Source organism: Alishewanella sp. d11, from assembly GCF_049390205.1.
GTDB lineage: Bacteria > Pseudomonadota > Gammaproteobacteria > Enterobacterales > Alteromonadaceae > Alishewanella.
In genome coordinates this window covers 2,573,687-2,592,344 of sequence record NZ_CP186547.1, presented here as the reverse complement: position 1 = coordinate 2,592,344, position 18,658 = coordinate 2,573,687, and the positions used below count along the sequence as shown (strand labels likewise).

The following is an 18,658-nucleotide window of genomic DNA, read 5'->3' as shown; positions in this document are numbered from 1 at the left end:
AGATTAGATGTAATTGTCTTGGTGCACGCGAATAAACATATCTGTATCTTGCTTAGTGTAATCTACTTTATATTCTTTATTATTTAACGCTTGAATAAACAGCAATGTTTTGGTTTCACCAAATACATCCACGCTTGATACGTCAACAAGCTCCATGTACCGCTCTTTCGCTTCAGCACGGCTAGCAGGTATGCTCTCTTCAAAACGCTTAACGCCATGCCGAGTTACGATAATCGCTGGATCATCATCATCATTAACTATAACTAAATCTAACTTTTTGTTTTTATGAATTAATGTATTCCGGCCACTGACCAGAAAGGCTTTTTCATAACTATTCATTACAGCCCTGCCATATTAGTAATTTAAGCATATTATGATACACAGCGTTAAAACTGTCTAGGCATCTGAGTGTCGTTGCGCCAAACGCAACTTATTGATCTGTTGACACCAGTGATGAGTGTCGGCATTGTCTGAATTAATAGGTACCAGCAATTCCATGCCACATAACTCTGCTAACTTTTGCATACGCTGCGCAAAAATCGCTTTAACACCATTATATTCATGATTTGCTGTTACAAACCGATCTTTTTCACTTAATAATTCAGTAGCACACCTACCATCATTACAACCTCGTTTTATTGCTTCAAAATAGAGAGGTCGCTGCTCTGTCATAATACGCACAGCTAACCTTAGGGGTATTTGCTGCAGGATCACATCAAAATTGGTAATTTTAAACCCAATAAAAGCTAAATCCTGCCCTGCAACACTCGGTACAGCGCTGTAACTAAAAGCATCCCATGGGAGCAACCAGCTGCCTGCGCGATGATGGTAATGGATACCTTTTTCATCACAAACTAGACTATAACGAGGTTCAGCGAGCTTTGCCCAACCAATAAATGCAGCCAAAAAACAAGCTAGATAAGCGATAGCTAATAACCAGCTAAAATGACTTGCGAGAAAAATAGTGTAAAGAAGTAAAATAGCAATCCCGCCAAGACTTGCAATAAGCAAGCGGGCACCGCCACGACTGGCTGAACCAGAAAAGGATAATGTATTCATAGTACACTCTAAGATTTTTCTTATAATGTTTGGTTTTGTAATAAACGGTTACTACAAACATTAAGATCTTAACTTTAGCATAATTCTACAGGTGTAACGGTGATTATTGCGGCCTGTTATACGACCAATCCCCGCCTGACTGCGACAATAGGAAATCTGAAAGCAAGTTAATTCCATACAATACAGCAGTGCTTTTTTGTTTACTATTTTGGAGTTCCCTTGGCTCAATTACATTCGCGATTAATCTGGTTTATTTTAATAGGATTACTGGGTTTTGTTGGTTATTTATATTGGCAGTCTCAGCAATCCACTGTTACGGCTCGAGGTCCAGGTGGAGCTGTCGCCGTTAAAACAGCCGTGGTAGAAAGCCATGCTATGAGTCGGGAAGTAAATGCCATAGGAACTGGCATTGCCAATAACTCCATCCAGCTGATTGCACCCAACAGTGAGTTTTTAATTGAGCTTAATGTTAGTGAAGGTAAAAAAGTTGCACAAGGCGAAGTGATTGCTAGATTGAATAATGTCCAACAGCAAGCAAGGGTCGCAGAGCTCGAAGCGGTGATGCTTGAGCAAAGCCGGCAATTAGACCGTTTGAAAAATTTGGCAACTACGCAAGCGACAGCGCAATCATTATTAGATGAACAGCAAAGCAAAGTGAATAGTAGTAAAGCGCAACTTGCTATCGCGAGACAACAGCTTAATGATATGACTATTCGGGCGCCTTTTGCAGGTTATTTAGGTCTGCGCAGAGTGAGCCAAGGCGCTTATGTGAGTAGCGGTACAGTTTTGACCACTTTAGACGATATTCAACAGCTTAGAGTAGAGTTTAGTATTCCTGAACGTTACTTGGCAGAGGTAGCGGTTGGTATGCCCATTACCGTCACAAATGTCGCTTATGGTAATATACCCTTCTATGGTCAGGTATCGGCCATAGATACCCGACTTGACCCTGTCACTCGCTCTGTCACGATTCACGGTTTGATCCCCAATGACAACTTACAACTCCGCCCTGGCATGCTGTTAAATGTTCGTTTGCAATTAGAAAATCGCAAGGTGCTGCGCATCTCAGAAAAAGCCTTGTTGCCGCAACAAAACCGTCAATATGTGTTTTTAGTCGACGCCGAAAACCGCGTGCAACAGAAAGAAGTGGTTATAGGACAACGCATTCCTGGCTGGGTAGAAGTCTTGTCAGGTATTCGTGAAGGCGATGAGGTCATCGTCGAAGGCGTACAAAAAGTACGGACTGGCGCCATTATTTCAAAAATCGGGAGTTAATTATGTGGTTGTCCGATACCTCAGTTAAACGACCGGTTTTTGCGACAGTTGTTAACCTATTATTGGTTATCTTTGGCATTGTTTGTTTTAGTATGCTGCCGCTAAGAGAATTTCCCGATATTGACTCGCCCGTTGTCACGATCAATACCAACTACCCTGGCGCATCCGCTGAAATTGTGGAGAGTAAAATCACCCAGTTGCTCGAAGATCGGATCAGCGGTGTAGAGGGCATTAAAAACATCAGTTCGAGTAGCCGTAATGGGCGCTCCAGCATTACCATCGAATTTAATGTTGAGCGCGATATTGATGCCGCGGCAAATGATGTTCGGGAAAGAGTATCAAGAGCATTAAACAACTTACCCGATCAGGCTAATCCACCTGAAGTTTTTAAAGCCAATGCAGATGAAGATACCATTGCATGGTTTGTGCTAAACAGTGACAACATGAGCACACTAGAGCTTACCGATTATGCTAATAGATTTATTGCGGAGCGTTTCTCGGTCGTAGACGGTGTAGCACGTTTGCAATTTGGTGGCGCCAGAGATTATGCCATGCGGATCTGGTTAGATCGGGACGCCATGGCAGCCAGAGGGGTAACAGTTCAAGATGTTGAATCGATACTTCGAGCTGAGAACGTTGAATTACCCGCCGGAAATATAAAATCGTTTGAGCGTGATTTTACCGTTCGTGTGGTTCGCTCCTTTCGAAGCCAGCAAGATTTTGAACGTTTAGTAGTAAAACGAGGTGATAATAACTATCTTGTACGCCTCTCAGAAATCGCTGACGTAATGCTCACTGCAGAAGATGAGGAAGGTGAGTTCCGTAGCGATGGTAAAAATATCCTAGGTATCGGTATTATTAAGCAATCCAAAGCTAATACGCTTGAAGTTGTCCGTAATGCTCGTGCAGAAATGGAACGTATTAAAGCTAATCTGCCGCCAGGCATGACAATAGAGCCAGGCTACGACTCATCGTTATTTATTTCTGAATCCATCAAGGAAGTCTATAACACCCTTGGCATTGCTATGTGTATGGTGGTATTGGTTATCTTCCTGTTTCTTGGCAATATCCGTGCAACTTTTATCCCTGCAATCACGGTACCGGTTGCGTTGGTTGCTGCTGTCACGGTGTTATATGCTTTAGATTTTTCAATCAATCTGCTTACCCTACTGGCAATGGTTCTGGCTATCGGTTTAGTGGTTGATGACTCCATTGTAGTGTTAGAAAATATTTATCGCCGGATAGAGCAAGGCGAGCAACCATTGCTAGCTGCCTATCGAGGTGCTAGAGAGGTAGGTTTTGCGGTTGTCGCCACAACCTTGGTATTAATTTCTGTTTTTGTACCCTTAGTATTTATGCAAGGGCAACTGGGTAAACTCTTTACCGAATTCGCCTTAGCTGTGGCGGCTGCCGTTGCCTTCTCTAGCGTGGTAGCACTCACGCTGTCTCCCATGCTATGTAGTAAATTGCTGACTCATAGAAAACGTGAAAGCCAATTTGGCAGTTGGCTACACAAGGCTTTTGGCAAACTAGAGCAAGCTTATAGCAATCAACTTAATGTCGTGTGCAGTAAACGTTGGCCGGTTATTCTTGTTGTAGTGCTATGTTTTCTCGCTAGCTTTCAGCTATTTAAGCTGTTACCTGCGGAACTGGCACCTCAAGAAGATCGGGGTACTTTCTTCGTGATGATGAGTCCTGCTGAGGGTGCTAGCTATCAAAGCAATAGCCGTAATATGCGTTTAATCGAAGATATCTTAACGCCTTATTATCAGGATGGTCAGCTGACACGGATGCTAATTCGCGTGCCAGGTTGGGGTAATAGCGGTGGCGTTGCTATTGTAGGTACTGAAAACTGGTCGAATGGTAAACGAAGCACCCAAGACTTAGTCAGTGAAATTGGTAGGAAAATTAATGAAATACCCGATGTAAGAGCCTTTACCTTTATGCGAGGCGGCTTAGGCGGCGGCGGTGGCGGTAACAGGCCGATCCAGTTTGTGATTCAAGGCAATACCTATGAAGAACTCGCACAATGGCGGGATATTATCCTAAACCGTGCCGCAGAAAACCCGAATTTGCTGATGCTTGACCATGACTACAAAGAAACGGTGCCGCAAGTGCTGGTTGAGATTAATACCGATCGCGCTGGCGATCTGGGTATTTCGGTTGGTGCTGTTGGGCGTGCTTTAGAAGCCATGCTTGGCGGTCGCAGAGTCACTACTTTTCTTGACCGCGGCAGAGAATACGACGTAATCATTGAAGGTCTGGATGATGACTTCCGCGCGCCAGGGACTATCAGTAATGTCTTTATTCGTTCAGACAGCAGTGGTGAACTGATCCCGCTTGATAACTTGGTGACGTTACGCGAAGAAGCCACCGCTTCAAGTTTAAATCGCTATAATCGAACTCGCGCTATTACCATCACCGGAAGTATGGCACCAGGTTACAGCTTAGGTGAAGCACTGGAATACCTGCAAAATATCGTGCGAACAGAAATTGATGCGCCCGTCGGTATTGATTTTAAAGGCGAATCGCTGCTGTTCCAAGAAAGCGGAAAGTCTACAGCACTGGTATTTATTCTCGCTTTACTAATCACTTATTTGGTTTTGGCGGCACAATTCGAAAGCTTTATTCATCCATTGGTGATTTTGATTACGGTCCCTTTGGGTTTAGTGGGAGCACTGTCAGGGCTATATTTCGCGGGCATGACGTTAAATATCTACAGCCAGATTGGACTGGTGATGCTGATTGGTTTAGTGGCAAAAAATGGTATTTTGATTGTTGAGTTTGCGAATCAGTTGCGAGACGCCGGTGTCGCGTTTGAAGAAGCAGTTAAACGTGCCTCGGTGCAACGCTTAAGACCTATTGTTATGACCGCATTCACTACCGTAATGAGTAGTTTGCCACTGGTACTGGCGACCGGACCGGGCTCTGAAAGTCGCATGGTGATAGGTATGGTCATTTTATCCGGTGTCGCCTTGGCCACCTTGCTGACCATTTATGTCATACCGGTCATCTATATCGCTTTAGCTCGCAAGACAGGCTCACCTTTAGCACTGAGCCGCGAACTGGAGTGTCTTGAAAAGGCCGCTCCAGATGAACATGCCGCAGATGAGGTGGTAACAGACCAAGCAATACCCGCTAGACCTAAACATTAATGGTTTAACACTAGAACCCGCAAGCTGCGGGTTCTTTTTTGAGTAAGACTTAGCCTTAAAAAGGCAGTAGAGATCCATCCCAGTTGACTAGGGCACCACTTTGCTCTGGGGTTAATGCGGATACCACTTGAATAATGTGCGCTGCACTCGCTTCTGCCGAACGCAGCTGACCTTGTGGCAGATTTTTCTGAAAAGGTGCCGACATATCTGTATCTGTCGTGCCAGGATGCAGCGTCACTAACGAAGCCTCTTTGTTATAACGGGCGAGCTCAATGCTAGCGCATTTGACTAACATATTTATCGCAGCCTTTGCCATCCGATAACTATACCAACCGCCTAACTGGTTATCCGTAATGCTGCCCACTTTAGCACTTAACACTGCAATATTGACTTTTTGCTGCTTTTGCAGAAAAGGTAGTAGCCGTTGTAAATACAACGCAGGTTGCAATAAATTCACTTCAAGACTTTGCTGCATCGCGCCACGACAAAGTTGTTTTATCGATTTCTCTGGTAAGAAGCCTGCGCCATGTAGCCAACCCTGACACAGCACAACCGCATCCACTTTATCCTGAAAAATAGCGGACAAAATAGTCTCTGCACTGTCCGCTTCAATATCGGCAAGGGTATAGCTGTTCAACTGCGCGCTTGCCGTCGCCGCTAAAACCGCAGTCAACGGCTGGCGACTAATCGCTGTTACTCGCTCCCCCTGCTGGAGCAAGGTTTGCACTAAAGCGGCGCCTATGCCGCCATTTGCGCCGATAATTAACCAATGCTTGGGCATACGCTTGCTCCTTGCTTAACGATTATCTGTTGGGCTATCTCAATGCCACTTAGCCACGCATTTTCGACTCTCCCACCACGAGTCCAATCACCCGCGACCCATAAGCCCGCAGCAATAACGCCCTCGTAGTGGAAATCTTGATGTTGCGTTTGGATCTGCGCATATAACCAACGATGCGAAATCATTTCAGCCACAGCGAGCGGCTGCCCGAGTAACGCGCTCAATGTCTGCTCTGCAGTCTGTTGCCAAAACGCTTGATCTTGCTGCAAGTGTAAGGCACTAAAAGCCGGCTTAAAGTGTAACAACCAGCTCTCGGTCTGCGCTCGACCAGGCTTACTATTATGACGACTTACCCAACTTAGCGGACTCTCCGCATCTTTAATAAAAATACCGCCTGCAGCGTGTGCTGTACCCTTAGCAAGGACGAGGGTAACAGCCCAGCAAGGCTGTAGGATGGTTTCAGGAAAACGCTGCGTTACAGTTTGTGGCAACAGACTGTTGACTTGCGCAGGTGGCAAGGTTAATACCACCTCATCAAAAGGACCAAACTGCTCACCAGACTCAGCAATAAGCTGCCAAGTATTCTCCTTGGCCTTTAATGCCGTGATCCGACAGCTTAATTGGCAATCCAGTTGCCTAGCCTGCCACTTCAATGGACTGTGCATCGCGGGGATGCCAACATAGCGTTGCTGCGCATCGGGTGAGGCCAATAACCTTGCTTGTTCATACTGATAAAGAGGAGCTAACCAACGACTCACTACCCCATGTTGCTGCCAGCTAGCGACTTGTTGCTGAAATAGTGGATGACGTGCAGTAAAATATTGAGCACCAAAATCCATATAACCTTGAGTACTCCGCTTACTCGTCATGCGCCCACCGACACTGCGCGCTTTATCAAATAACACGACCTGATAACCTGCTTGCTGTAATTTACTCGCACAGCTAATGCCAGCGATACCAGCCCCAATTACGGCTACCTTCATGCTTACTCCATTTTATCTAGCGGCTTAGCTGCCATTAGCCTACAAAAGCAGGTATTCATCCTCTTTTGCAGATTGTATTTATAATCTGTATTAGCATGAAGTACGTAAAGACAAAATTATACGATCAGCCTTTCCCTACTTTGACTGGATAGGTTATGCATTTTCGAGGACAATTTTATGGCAACGGCACAGCAAATAGAGATTGCCACCTTCGGCGCGGGGTGTTTTTGGTGTTTAGAAGCCGCGCTAAACGAGTTAACGGGCGTAAAAACGGCGATCAGTGGTTACATGGGTGGACATACCGCTAACCCAGATTATCGCAGCGTGTGCAGCGGCAACACCGGCCACGCAGAAGTGGTGCAGGTGCAATTTGCGCCTGAGCAAATCAGCTTTGCGACACTTTGCCGAGTATTTTTTAGTTTACATGATGCTACCCAGCTCAATCGGCAAGGTAATGATATTGGCACACAGTATCGTTCCGTCATTTTTAGCCATTCGCCAGCGCAACAAACGCAGGCGACGCAGATCATTGAGCAATTAACTAACGAAGCGCTATTTGATGCTCCTATTGTTACTGAGCTAAGTCCCGCAACCGTATTTCATCCCGCTGAGGACTATCATCAGGGATACTACAAACAGAACCCTTTACAAGGCTACTGTCAGTTTTTAATTAGCCCGAAAATGGCGAAGTTTCGTAAACAGTTTGCGCACTTATTGCAAGGTTAAGCAACGACGAAGCGTTGCTTAACCTTAACACTGAATTTAATATGCCCGATAACTCAAACTTAGGCTAAAATTTATGCCTGCGTTGTTAAAGCCAGCATTGGTCTGATAGTTTTTATCAAACAGGTTATCCACTTTTGCTCTAAGCGATAACGCAGGCGAAAGCGGATAACTCGCACCTACTCCCCATAGCGTAAAACCGCCCAAGTATTCACTGCTGGCAAAAGCACCTTGGTAAGTATCACTTTGATAATCAGCTGTCACAAAAGTAGCAAACTTATCCCAATGGTAGGCGGCTCGCCAATTCAGCTTATGCTCTGGACGACGCACTAAGCGCTGTCCTGTTAAGGTATTTTCCGTTTCAATCCAGCTATAGGCAAAATGTTGTTCAATGCCAGCAACCTCAGCGGTAATCACCAGTTCTAATCCGGATAACTTCGCTTGTTGGATATTTTGTGGTTTGCTAGTAGCAAAATCGAACTGAATCAAACTCTCTACATCGTTTTCAAACCAAGCCAAGGCAATACTGCCATTAGCCACTCGATACTGTATGGCAATTTCATCTGAAAGCGTTTTTTCAGGCGCTAACTCAGGGTTACTAAAGCCAGGAAAGTATAAATCATTAAAGGTTGGTGCTTTAAACGCCGCACCACGACTTGCTCTTAGTTGCCAACGCTCAGTAAACCAATACCCTGCGGCAAATTGCCACGTATTATTCGCGCCATATTGTTCAGTCAGATCTCGCCTTACCGAACCATCCAACTGCAGTTTATCTTGCCTAAAACTCAGGCCAGAGAATGCTGCGCGATTAATCCGGTTTTGCACCGCATAATTAACGTTAGAACCCGCAACACTTTCGTTATACCAGTTAAGACCAACCAACCAAGTTAGCTGTTGGCTTAGCGAGGTGGTAGCTTGATAACTGAACTCATCGCGTTCTGTCATAAAGGGACTGCGCGAAACAGGGCCATAGGGCGTATCCTCATCGAGCACTCTGCTTAATTGTGCTTGATGCTGCCAAGCACCTGCTTGCTGTTGCCAGCCCAATAAATAGCTGCGATTAACGCTATCCGCTTGATCTTCGGTGCCCCAAGCAGTATCAAACTGATAAAAACCCGAGTTGAGATCAACTTGTGCCTGCCACAGCCCAAACGCAGTCTGATACTCGGCAGCTAATTTCGCAAAGCGCTGCTGATAACCATCTTTATCGGGATCAAGGTTATCTCGTACGTTAAAGCCATCAGCTCGACTGTAGCCGGCGGTTGCATTTAGCGCCAAATCACCTTGCTGGTGACTAACGCTCAAATCAGCACCCACTTGACCATAACTGCCGACATTGGCATTAAATTCTGTTTGTTGAGCTTTACGGGTGGTGATAGCAATCACCCCTGACACCGCGTCGGCACCATACCATGCGGCACGAGGCCCACGAATCAGCTCAATACGCTCGATCAAATCTAACGGCACCATCGCCAAGGTTTTATAGCCTAAGGTAGCAGAACCCGTTCGCATGCCATCAATTAATACCAAGGTGTGGCCACTATTACCGCCCCGCACATAGACACTGGCATTTTGACCACGACCGCCATCCCGAGCGATACTGACACCCGGCAGTTGTGCTAATAATGCCGGCAAGTCTGTGGCTTGGCGTTCTACAATTGCCGCGCGATCTAACACGGTAACACTCGCCAGCACTTGCTCTATTTTTGTGGGGGTACGGTTGGCATAGATGCTGATATGCTCAATTGATTCATCAGCGTGCACAGTAAAGCAACAAGATGCCACCAATAAGGTAGCCCAAGAAGGTTTAAACATAAAAACTCCGACAATGTGCCCACCGCACATTTTTTGGTTACAGGGTTTTCAGGCCGGTCTCCGGGCTAACAACTTGCTTGCGCAGATACTTCGCCTTCCCATCTTGCGACAGTGGCCATTGAAATATCGAAGGTTGTTTACCGTTGCGGGGGCAGCTCTGGTTTCACACCAGATTCCCGTTTAACTTATTAATAGTAAAAACTTAATAAAGCACCTGAAAAGACAAGGTTTAGGTCAGTAATGTAGTTTGCTTACCCAAAACGCGGCAAGTTTACGCACTTCTGACAAAATGTCAATGGACGTTTAGATGTCTAAAATCCAATTTTATTCGCCTTTATAACAACCTGGCTGCTGGAAATACGCCACAAACAGGGTTCGTTCTACAGTAAGTTTGGTTATACTATTAAGTAGTATTTGCCACAAACTATGAGATAACTATGCCTTCGTTTGATATTGTTTCAGAAATTGATATGAACCAAGCTAAAAACGCGGTGGACAACGCCAAACGCGAACTGGAAACCCGTTTTGATTTTCGCGGTGTTGATGCCAAAATTGAACTGGTAAAAGAGCATATTGAACTGACTGCTGAAGCCGACCAGCAAGTGATGCAACTTTTTGATATATTTGCGACAAAAGCCAGCAAGCTACAGTTAGATGTCAGCAGTTTTAAAATCGAAAAAGAAGATCGCCACGGAAAATATATTACTCGTCATATCACCATTAAACAGGGTATTGATAAAGACGTTGCCAAAAAAATCATTAAATTGGTTAAAGATAGCAATATCAAGGTGCAAATTGCGATTCAAGGTGAAGAGCTGAGGGTCACAGGTAAAAAACGGGATGATCTGCAAGCCGTAATGCAATTAGTCAGAACCAGTGATCTTGGACAGCCTTTCCAATTTAAGAACTTTAGAGATTGATCTTACTAAGTGCACTCCCGAAGCATTTTTCCTACCTTTGCGCTAAGTCACTTTAGACTAGCGCATGGAGATGACAATCAAAGGCTGTTGAATCTACAAAATCTCAACAGCAAACCTTACCGCACCCTAGTGATTCGCCCCTAAAAACTGCTACAATCCGCGCCTGTTCTGCCGGAGAAATAACGTGCCCCAATCATTTTATCGCTTTTTATGTTTAATCTTTTTAATCGCTTCCACCATCGGTTTTTTGGCTGAACTGAGCGGGCATCGTATTGGCGCAGGCATAGCCAATCTGGATAAAGTGGTGCACTTTGGCATTTTTTTTCTGCTCAGTGGCTTGTTTTGGAAAGCATTCAGAATAGACATTTGGAAAATAGTGTTGTTTTTAGCTGTCTACGGCGCCGCGGTTGAATTTGTTCAAGAAAACTTTACGCGACGCCATGGCGATCTACTCGATTGGCTTGCCAATATGTCAGGCGTTTTGGCATTTTTTGTTTTACGTAAATTTTGGCATCTATGTCGTCCACGCAACAAGAATTAACTTGGGTAGTCGTAGGACAAGGGGCTATTGGTTTACTGGCTGCTTGCCGTTTACAACAAGCCCAGTACCCCGTTACGCTTTGGTTGCGCCAACCCCAAAATCTCAGGGTCACACTACAGAGTAAGGCAGGTGCAACGCACTGCCAATTTCAATCTGCAACAAAACCGCTGCAGCAGATTTTTATTGCAGTCAAAGCTTACGCAGTTAAAGATTGCCTGATTCAGCTAAAGCCCGTGCTAAGTCAAGATGCGCAATTAGTTATTAGCCATAATGGCATGCCTGATCTTGGCTATCTTCAATCCGTCATGCACTGCCAACAAGGCGTTTGGTTTTTAAGTACCAGCCATGCGGCGCTGCGCACCCCAGAGTTAGTGGTTCATACCGGCGAAGGGCAAAGTATGCTAAGTCCATTAAACGAGGCGGCTTGCCGAGCTACACCGCAGATAGTTGATGCAATGACGCAGGCGTTAGGCCCAATTAATCTCACCACCGATATCAAACCCGCATTATGGCGCAAACTGGCGGTTAATGCTGCCATTAATCCGCTTACAGCTATCCATAACTGCCGTAATGGCGAATTGGCTGCAGTGCGCTTCAAAACACAAATTGCCCAAGTGATTGCCGAGGTATGTCAACTGGCCACACTCGAGCAGATCCCACTTGAGCCAGCTGAAACGCTCAACTATGTTTATACGGTGATCTCCGCGACCGCAGAAAATTACTCGTCTATGCAACAAGACCTTTTCTACCAACGCCCATCAGAAATAGAGGCGATAACAGGCTTTATTCTACAAACGGCAGCCAGACATCGGCTTGCCGTTCCAGCGAATCAAGCGCTATGGCAGGCGATTATGCAACGCCAAGCATCCTTTCGCTAACAATAAGTGATCCTAGCCAGTTAAGGACGATACACCGCGACATTCTGATAGCCCATTTCTTGCAACAACAACGCCTGCAGACGACTCATCACACCACGCTCGCAATAACAGTAATATTGCTTTGTTTGATCAAGTTCAGCAAATTTGCTGGCCAAGCGGAAAAATGGCAGTTCAATGATTTGATGGCTTTGCAGTTGTAACGGTTTCGCCTCAGTTTCGTCTGTAGCGCGAATATCGAGAACAATCGCATCAGCGGGCAATACGGCTTCAGTAGCTACAGTACGCGCTTGCTGCTCCGCCTGATACTCAACAGTACGGATATCCAATACTTTACTCATAGCAATGACCTGCGCAAGCACGTCAGGATCACACTTTGCCTCTGCCGCCTCAACCTCGGTCAAAACGGCATTCACGGTCGGGCTCTTTGAAATCACACCACAATACTCAGGCATGGTTCGAGCGAGCTCCTCAACCCCTATTTTTCTGGCCAGATCAATAATTTCTTGTTTATCTTGATAGATCAGCGGTCTTAAAATAAGGGTTTCGGTTACCCGATCAATCACCGCTAAATTTGTAATAGTTTGGCTGGCGACTTGGCCTATGCTTTCCCCAGTAACAATGGCTTTAATATCTAAACTGGCGGCAACTTGGCTGGCCGCACGCATCATCATGCGTTTTAATACGACCCCCATTAAACCCGAGTCGACTTTTTCTAAAATTTCCGCGACTACTGGCGCAAAATCTACACTGACGAATTTAACCCGATGCGATAAGCTGTATTTTTGCCATAAATAAAAAGCGATTTCTCTGACCCCAGCTTCGTGCGCGCTGCCGCCTAAATTAAAAAATAAATAATGCGTGCGTAAGCCTTTACGAATCATTAAATAGCTTGCTACGGCAGAGTCATATCCTCCCGAAATAAGCGATAACACATCCGATTGCGAAGGTAGTGGAAAGCCTCCCATGCCAGCAAATGTCTGAGCAACAAGTAAAAACTTATCCTGCTTAATTTCTAACTTAATGGTAATGTCTGGCTGTTTTAGTTGTACTCTGGCACTGCTTACGCGCTGATTTAAGCCACCACCAATATATCGTTCTGCTTCCAACGAACTAAAACTATGCTTCCCTTGACGCCGCACACGGACGCAAAACGTTTTACCAGCCAGTTGCGATTCATAAACAGCAGCGACCTGCAAAAAGATATCGTGCAAGTCAGTAAAGTCGCAACTACGCATCTGTGAGAAGGATACAATGCCAGGGATGCAAGCAAGATGCTCGACCATCCGCTCACGCAGCATGTTGTCTTCGCGCTCACTTGTCACTGTCAGATGATCAAAATGATTGGTTACCAATACAGCTTCATCCAGCTGCTTGAGGATAGTTTTGATATTACGTTCGAGTAATAAGGTTTGGCGTTTACGCACCGATTTACTTTTTATCGCGATCTCAGGGTGTAACTTAACAATAAATTCTAACATGATGGCAGCAGCTGACTAAAAATTGGCGCGTATTATAGCGAATTGCGGGCAAAACGCCTAATCTACTGATTAGGCGTTTTATCATGACGCATTACGGAACAGCTGCAGGTTCAAAGCTAATAGGATCAGATACTTTCGGCTTGCCTTGCATAATAGCGATTTCAACCCGACGATTTCGACGACGATTAAGCTCGCTATTATTAGGGACTAAAGGCCGCGTTTCAGCATGGCCCACCACCACCACACGGTTACGATCAAAGCCTGGCGCCCGAATTAACTCGGTTGCTACCGAGACAGCTCGCTTAGCCGATAAATCCCAGTTATTGCTATGCAGCTCATCTGCTACCTGAAAATCGTCAGTATGTCCACTTACTGTGATCTCACCGGGAATATCGTTCAACAACAAGCCAATTTGAAACACTATTGGCTGAAAACGTGGTTGCAAAAAGGATGATCCTGAAGGAAATGAGCCATTTTCTCGGATCCTGATGATAATTTGCTGGCCCAGTGATTCCAATTCAATAGCGCCATCCACAATCTGTTGCTCTAATTCTTCAGCTAGTTTTTTAACGGTTTCATTGACTTTCTCTTGATCAGCCGCTGCAGCAGCCGCAGCTGCGGCCTCAGCGGCTTCAACCTCTTCAGCATTGAGGGCGGTTTGTCCGCCAGTTTGATCATCGCGCTGCTCTTGCCTCCCGCCAGAAGAGTCCTCCTCCCCTGCCTGAAATTCAATAACTTGCTGCGTCATCTCCATCGTTTGCTGCTGTAAGGTTTCAATTGGCGTGGGATCGGGACGTCCTGGACGAAACTCCATCGCAATAACGCTAGTACCTTTCGGAATATCATCGACTTCAATTTTATTTTGCACACCAAAAGCAAATTTCATCGAGCCCGCAATTTGCTTGAATTTCAGCACATCCATTTCGGAAAATGCCAGCAACAATACAAAGAAACACATTAACAATGCCATCAGATCGGCGAAGGTTCCCATATAAGCAGGTAACCCCGGGGGTGGACATTTACATTCCTCCTCCATATCACTCATGCCCCTTCTCCTGCCACTTCACGCTTACCTTGCGCTAAGTAATTTCGCAAGATACCTTCTATCACTTTAGGGTTTTGCCCATCCTGAATCCCTAACACAGCATCAAGAATAAGTAAGTTATTCAGTTTTTCCTGCTGATTGCGAATGGCTAATTTATCGGCTAACGGTATGGCAATAACGTTCGCAATAAAGGCACCATACAGCGTTGTTAATAGCGCTACCGCCATCGCTGGACCGATCGCTTTTGGATCATCCATGTTTGACAGCATAGCAACTAGACCAATCAAGGTACCGATCATTCCCATCGCTGGTGCTACATCACCTAAACTTTTAAATAGCGCAATAGCAGAATCATGGCGTTTTTCTGTTAATGCAATGTCTTTTTGCAAGGTCGCCCGCACCACATCAGCATCATGGCCATCCACTAACATATTAATACCCTTTTGCATAAAGCCATTAGGTATCTCAGCCTCTTCCAATGCTAAAAACCCACCTTTGCGGGCAGAATCGCCTAATTGTACCGCTTTTTCAATCAGCTCTTCCGGTGCTTCAATTTTAAACATAAAGGCTTTTACCGCAGCCTTACCTGCACCAAGAAATTGCTGTAAGGTGAATTTTGATAGCACCACAAAGATGGAGCCACCAAACACAATAAGTACCGAGACCAGATCACCAAACATACCAACATCACCACCACTGCCGATAACCATCGCCATAATGATGAAACCAATTGCACCTACCATTCCAATTAGCGTCGCTAAATCCACATTCTGCTCCTTTACTGACAGCCTGTTAGCTGGGCATTTTAACTTGAATATTTATAATTTTAACTTAGCCACAGCCTAGTTATCGACCTTTGCTGATAATCATTAAGCAATAATTAGGCAAAGATTACCAATTTAGTCGTTCCAAAGCGCTTTAGCATTGACCATAATAGCCTGCTACGATAAGGTTGCGCACAGTTTTTTTGGGGAATAACATGAGTAAAAAAAGCACTGCGTCAGGCCAATTTGAGCAATCTCTGCAAGAGCTGGAACAAATAGTACAGCAACTTGAACAAGGAGAGCTAACGTTAGAGCAAGCGCTTGCCCAATTTGAACGAGGCATTGGTTTAGTTAAGCACAGCCAACAGCAGCTGCAAGCGGCTGAGCAGAAAGTGCAGATTTTATTGCAACAACAAGATAACGCCCAGTTACAACCTTTTGCGCCTCAGGCAGGAGACTAGTTTGAGCGAACTGAATTTACCTTTGTACCAACAACGGGTTGAGCGGCAATTACAACAGTCATTGCTAGCAAAGGTACCTGAAGCAAATCCATTACATCAAGCTATGGCTTACAGTCTGCTGCTTGGCGGTAAAAGAATCCGACCTTACTTAATTTATGCCACTGGGCAGCTATTGGGGGCCACATTAACGGATTTAGATGCACCGGCCATCGCCATAGAAGCCATTCATAGCTACTCACTGATTCATGATGACCTGCCGGCAATGGATAACGATGAGCTGCGTCGCGGTAAACCAACATGCCATATTGCTTTTGACGAGGCGACCGCGATATTGGCTGGCGATGCCTTACAAGCAATGGCCTTTGAAGCCCTCTGTAGTCATTCCTATCAGCAGGTTAGCCTGCAAAGACAGCTAAGTATGGTGCAAGCGCTTGCGCATGCGGCTGGCGCGGCTGGCATGTGTGCTGGGCAGGCGTTAGATTTAGCCCAAACCAATCAGCAAATCACCTTAGAGCAGCTGGAGCAGATGCATCGGCTAAAAACCGGCGCTTTAATTGAATGCAGCGTCAAGCTGGCTTATTATGCCAGCCCTATTGATAACGTCGCCGTACTGGATGATTTACTTAGCTTTGCGAGTGCGTTGGGACTGGCATTTCAGGTGCAGGATGATATTCTGGACATTGAAAGTGACACTCAAACGCTAGGCAAACCACAAGGTTCTGATCTTAAAGCTAACAAATCAACGTATCCAGCATTACTCGGCTTAGTAGGTGCGAAAGAAAAAGCCAGTCAGCTCTATCATGATGCGCTGTCTGCTCTTGCTCGCTTACCCTACGATACAGCAGAGCTGCAACGCTTTGCTCATTACGTTATTGCCCGAAAGTTTTAACATAGGCATTTGTTATGCAAATTGATATGACGGATTACCCGCTGCTGACTAAGGCAAATTTACCTGAACAGCTGCGCCAGCTACCGCAGGAGCTTTTGCCTCAACTAAGCCAAGAGCTGCGCAACTTTTTACTGAAAACGGTGAGTCAAAGTAGTGGTCACTTTGCCTCCGGACTCGGCGCTGTCGAACTAACAGTGGCCTTGCATTATGTTTATAACACGCCAGAAGACCGTGTTATATGGGATGTTGGTCATCAGGCTTACCCGCACAAAATTCTGACCGGACGCCGCCATAAAATGCATACTATTCGTCAAAAAGACGGTTTGCATCCCTTTCCGTATCGGGAAGAAAGTGAATACGATGTGTTGACGGTAGGTCACTCCAGTACCTCGATCAGTGCAGCCTTGGGCATGGCGGTGGCTGCACAACAAGCTAAAAATCAACGTAAAGTCGTAGCTGTCATTGGCGATGGCGCCATTACCGCAGGTATGGCTTTTGAAGCCTTGAATCATGCAGGCGAAGTTAAGCCTGATATGCTGGTGATTTTAAATGACAATGAAATGTCTATTTCAGAAAATGTCGGGGCCTTGAATCAGTACTTTGCTCGCATTCTGTCGGGTAGTTTTTATACCAGCCTGCGAGAGGGTGGCAAAAAAATTCTACGCGGTGTGCCGCCCTTACATGAATTAGCCAGTAAAGCAGAAGAACATTTTAAAGGCATGGTCACCCCAGGTACGTTTTTCGAAGAGCTTGGATTTAATTATATCGGCCCAATTGATGGACATGATGTGCTGGCGCTGGTTGATACGATTCGTAATATGCGGCAATTAAAAGGCCCGCAGCTTCTGCACATTGTAACCAAAAAAGGTAAAGGCTATGCTCCAGCAGAGGCTGATCCCATTGGCTATCATGCAGTCGCTAAATTCGACCCAAGCAGCAACAGTCAACCGGTGAAAAAACCCGGACTACCGACTTTTTCCAACGTCTTTGGGCAATGGATCTGTGATATGGCTGCACAAGATGAGCGATTACAGGCCATTACTCCAGCCATGCGAGAAGGCTCAGATTTGGTGGCATTTTCAAAACAGTTTCCCAAACGCTATTTTGATGTCGCTATCGCCGAGCAGCATGCCGTTACCTTAGCTGCGGGTATGGCGATTGAAGGGTTAAAACCCGTTGTTGCCATTTATTCGAGCTTCCTGCAGCGCGGTTATGATCAACTTATTCATGACGTTGCCTTACAAAAACTGGATGTGTTGTTCGCTATTGATCGCGCTGGTGTAGTAGGCGCTGACGGTCCAACCCATCAAGGTGCCTTTGATATCAGCTTTATGCGCTGTATCCCCAATCTCATGTTGATGGTGCCCTCAGATGAAAATGAGTGTCGTCAAATGCTCTATACCGGTTATCAGCATCAAGGCGTCGCAGCGGTGCGTTACCCACGAGGTTCAGGTACGGGTATTCGCGCAGTCGAACAAATGGAGCTGCTACCGATCGGTAAAGCCAAGCTGGTTCGTCAAGGTCAAAAACTCGCAATATTGGCTTTTGGCCCACTGCTAAGCGCTTGCGAGCACGCCGCGGCAGCACTGGATGCAACGCTGGTGGACATGCGTTTTGTAAAACCACTCGACCAGGCTTTATTAACCAGCTTAGCAGCATCACATAGCCATATTTTAACAGTAGAAGATAATGCCATTATGGGTGGCGCAGGCTCTGCCGTGAATGAGTTTCTCGTATCGATACAGTTTACTGGCAAGTTGCTGAATTTAGGTTTACCAGACGAATTTATCAAGCATGGTACGCAACAAGAGATTTACCAAGAGTTAGGGTTAGATCAGGCAGGGATCAGTCTTAAGGCACAACAATTTCTGCACGGTTAAAATACTTGGCA

Annotated in this window: 17 protein-coding genes and 1 riboswitch; of the genes, 9 read left to right on the top strand and 8 right to left on the bottom strand. The window is 45.7% G+C overall.

The genetic code is table 11. The features are described from left to right. Positions 1 to 3: 3 nt before the first annotated feature. Complete coding sequence (locus ACO1PK_RS11875) at positions 4 to 339, bottom strand: hypothetical protein (protein WP_423185833.1); 336 nt, start codon at positions 337 to 339, stop codon at positions 4 to 6. Between the two features lie 57 nt (positions 340 to 396). After that, a complete protein-coding gene (locus ACO1PK_RS11870; protein WP_423185832.1) occupies positions 397 to 1,059 on the bottom strand; it encodes a DUF2982 domain-containing protein in 663 nt (220 codons plus the stop codon). Between the two features lie 219 nt (positions 1,060 to 1,278). Between ACO1PK_RS11870 and ACO1PK_RS11865 the strand changes: the two genes are divergently transcribed. Further along, positions 1,279 to 2,334 carry an efflux RND transporter periplasmic adaptor subunit gene (locus tag ACO1PK_RS11865; protein WP_423185831.1) on the top strand — a complete coding sequence of 352 codons (1,056 nt, stop codon included), beginning with the start codon at positions 1,279 to 1,281 and terminating at the stop codon, positions 2,332 to 2,334. Between the two features lie 2 nt (positions 2,335 to 2,336). Next, positions 2,337 to 5,489, top strand: a complete 3,153-nt coding sequence (locus ACO1PK_RS11860) for an efflux RND transporter permease subunit (protein ID WP_423185830.1) — start codon at positions 2,337 to 2,339, stop codon at positions 5,487 to 5,489. A 55-nt stretch (positions 5,490 to 5,544) separates the two neighbouring features. Here the strand turns inward: ACO1PK_RS11860 and ACO1PK_RS11855 are convergent, their stop codons facing one another. Further along, positions 5,545 to 6,270 carry an SDR family NAD(P)-dependent oxidoreductase gene (locus tag ACO1PK_RS11855; protein ID WP_423185829.1) on the bottom strand — a complete coding sequence of 242 codons (726 nt, stop codon included), beginning with the start codon at positions 6,268 to 6,270 and terminating at the stop codon, positions 5,545 to 5,547. Next, on the bottom strand, positions 6,252 to 7,253 hold the full coding sequence (locus ACO1PK_RS11850) for an NAD(P)/FAD-dependent oxidoreductase (protein ID WP_423185828.1): 1,002 nt from the start codon (positions 7,251 to 7,253) through the stop codon (positions 6,252 to 6,254). The genes ACO1PK_RS11855 and ACO1PK_RS11850 overlap by 19 nt, the downstream gene beginning before the upstream one ends. Positions 7,254 to 7,430: 177 nt before the next feature. On the opposite strand from ACO1PK_RS11850, the gene msrA reads away from it, so the two are divergent. After that, positions 7,431 to 7,979 carry a peptide-methionine (S)-S-oxide reductase MsrA gene (gene msrA / locus ACO1PK_RS11845; protein WP_423185827.1) on the top strand — a complete coding sequence of 183 codons (549 nt, stop codon included), beginning with the start codon at positions 7,431 to 7,433 and terminating at the stop codon, positions 7,977 to 7,979. A 36-nt stretch (positions 7,980 to 8,015) separates the two neighbouring features. Here the strand turns inward: msrA and ACO1PK_RS11840 are convergent, their stop codons facing one another. Next, complete coding sequence (locus ACO1PK_RS11840) at positions 8,016 to 9,791, bottom strand: TonB-dependent receptor domain-containing protein (protein WP_423185826.1); 1,776 nt, start codon at positions 9,789 to 9,791, stop codon at positions 8,016 to 8,018. A gap of 34 nt (positions 9,792 to 9,825) precedes the next feature. Further along, positions 9,826 to 10,024, bottom strand: a riboswitch (cobalamin riboswitch). 204 nt (positions 10,025 to 10,228) lie between these two features. On the opposite strand from ACO1PK_RS11840, the gene ACO1PK_RS11835 reads away from it, so the two are divergent. The 3 genes from ACO1PK_RS11835 to ACO1PK_RS11825 all read left to right on the top strand — a co-directional run bounded on the left by ACO1PK_RS11835 (position 10,229) and on the right by ACO1PK_RS11825 (position 12,130). After that, entirely contained in the window at positions 10,229 to 10,711 is a 483-nt protein-coding gene (locus ACO1PK_RS11835) for a YajQ family cyclic di-GMP-binding protein (RefSeq protein ID WP_423185825.1), read from the top strand. A 184-nt stretch (positions 10,712 to 10,895) separates the two neighbouring features. Then, positions 10,896 to 11,252, top strand: a complete 357-nt coding sequence (locus ACO1PK_RS11830) for a VanZ family protein (protein ID WP_423185824.1) — start codon at positions 10,896 to 10,898, stop codon at positions 11,250 to 11,252. Next, entirely contained in the window at positions 11,228 to 12,130 is a 903-nt protein-coding gene (locus ACO1PK_RS11825) for a ketopantoate reductase family protein (protein WP_423185823.1), read from the top strand. The genes ACO1PK_RS11830 and ACO1PK_RS11825 overlap by 25 nt, the downstream gene beginning before the upstream one ends. Positions 12,131 to 12,150: 20 nt before the next feature. Here ACO1PK_RS11825 and thiI read toward each other — a convergent pair whose 3' ends face one another. The 3 genes from thiI to pomA form a co-directional block, all read right to left on the bottom strand. Beyond that, a complete protein-coding gene (gene thiI / locus ACO1PK_RS11820) occupies positions 12,151 to 13,608 on the bottom strand; it encodes a tRNA uracil 4-sulfurtransferase ThiI (protein WP_423185822.1) in 1,458 nt (485 codons plus the stop codon). A gap of 91 nt (positions 13,609 to 13,699) precedes the next feature. Further along, complete coding sequence (locus tag ACO1PK_RS11815; RefSeq protein ID WP_423185821.1) at positions 13,700 to 14,653, bottom strand: flagellar motor protein MotB; 954 nt, start codon at positions 14,651 to 14,653, stop codon at positions 13,700 to 13,702. Further along, a complete protein-coding gene (gene pomA / locus ACO1PK_RS11810) occupies positions 14,650 to 15,420 on the bottom strand; it encodes a flagellar motor protein PomA (RefSeq protein WP_423185820.1) in 771 nt (256 codons plus the stop codon). The genes ACO1PK_RS11815 and pomA overlap by 4 nt, the downstream gene beginning before the upstream one ends. 212 nt (positions 15,421 to 15,632) lie before the next feature. On the opposite strand from pomA, the gene xseB reads away from it, so the two are divergent. The 3 genes from xseB to dxs are packed head-to-tail and all read left to right on the top strand — an operon-like array spanning position 15,633 to position 18,647. After that, a complete protein-coding gene (xseB, locus tag ACO1PK_RS11805) occupies positions 15,633 to 15,878 on the top strand; it encodes an exodeoxyribonuclease VII small subunit (protein ID WP_423185819.1) in 246 nt (81 codons plus the stop codon). A gap of 1 nt (position 15,879) precedes the next feature. Continuing rightward, entirely contained in the window at positions 15,880 to 16,767 is an 888-nt protein-coding gene (gene ispA / locus ACO1PK_RS11800) for a (2E,6E)-farnesyl diphosphate synthase (protein WP_423185818.1), read from the top strand. A 14-nt stretch (positions 16,768 to 16,781) separates the two neighbouring features. Further along, positions 16,782 to 18,647, top strand: a complete 1,866-nt coding sequence (dxs, locus tag ACO1PK_RS11795; protein ID WP_423185817.1) for a 1-deoxy-D-xylulose-5-phosphate synthase — start codon at positions 16,782 to 16,784, stop codon at positions 18,645 to 18,647. Positions 18,648 to 18,658 lie beyond the last annotated feature (11 nt).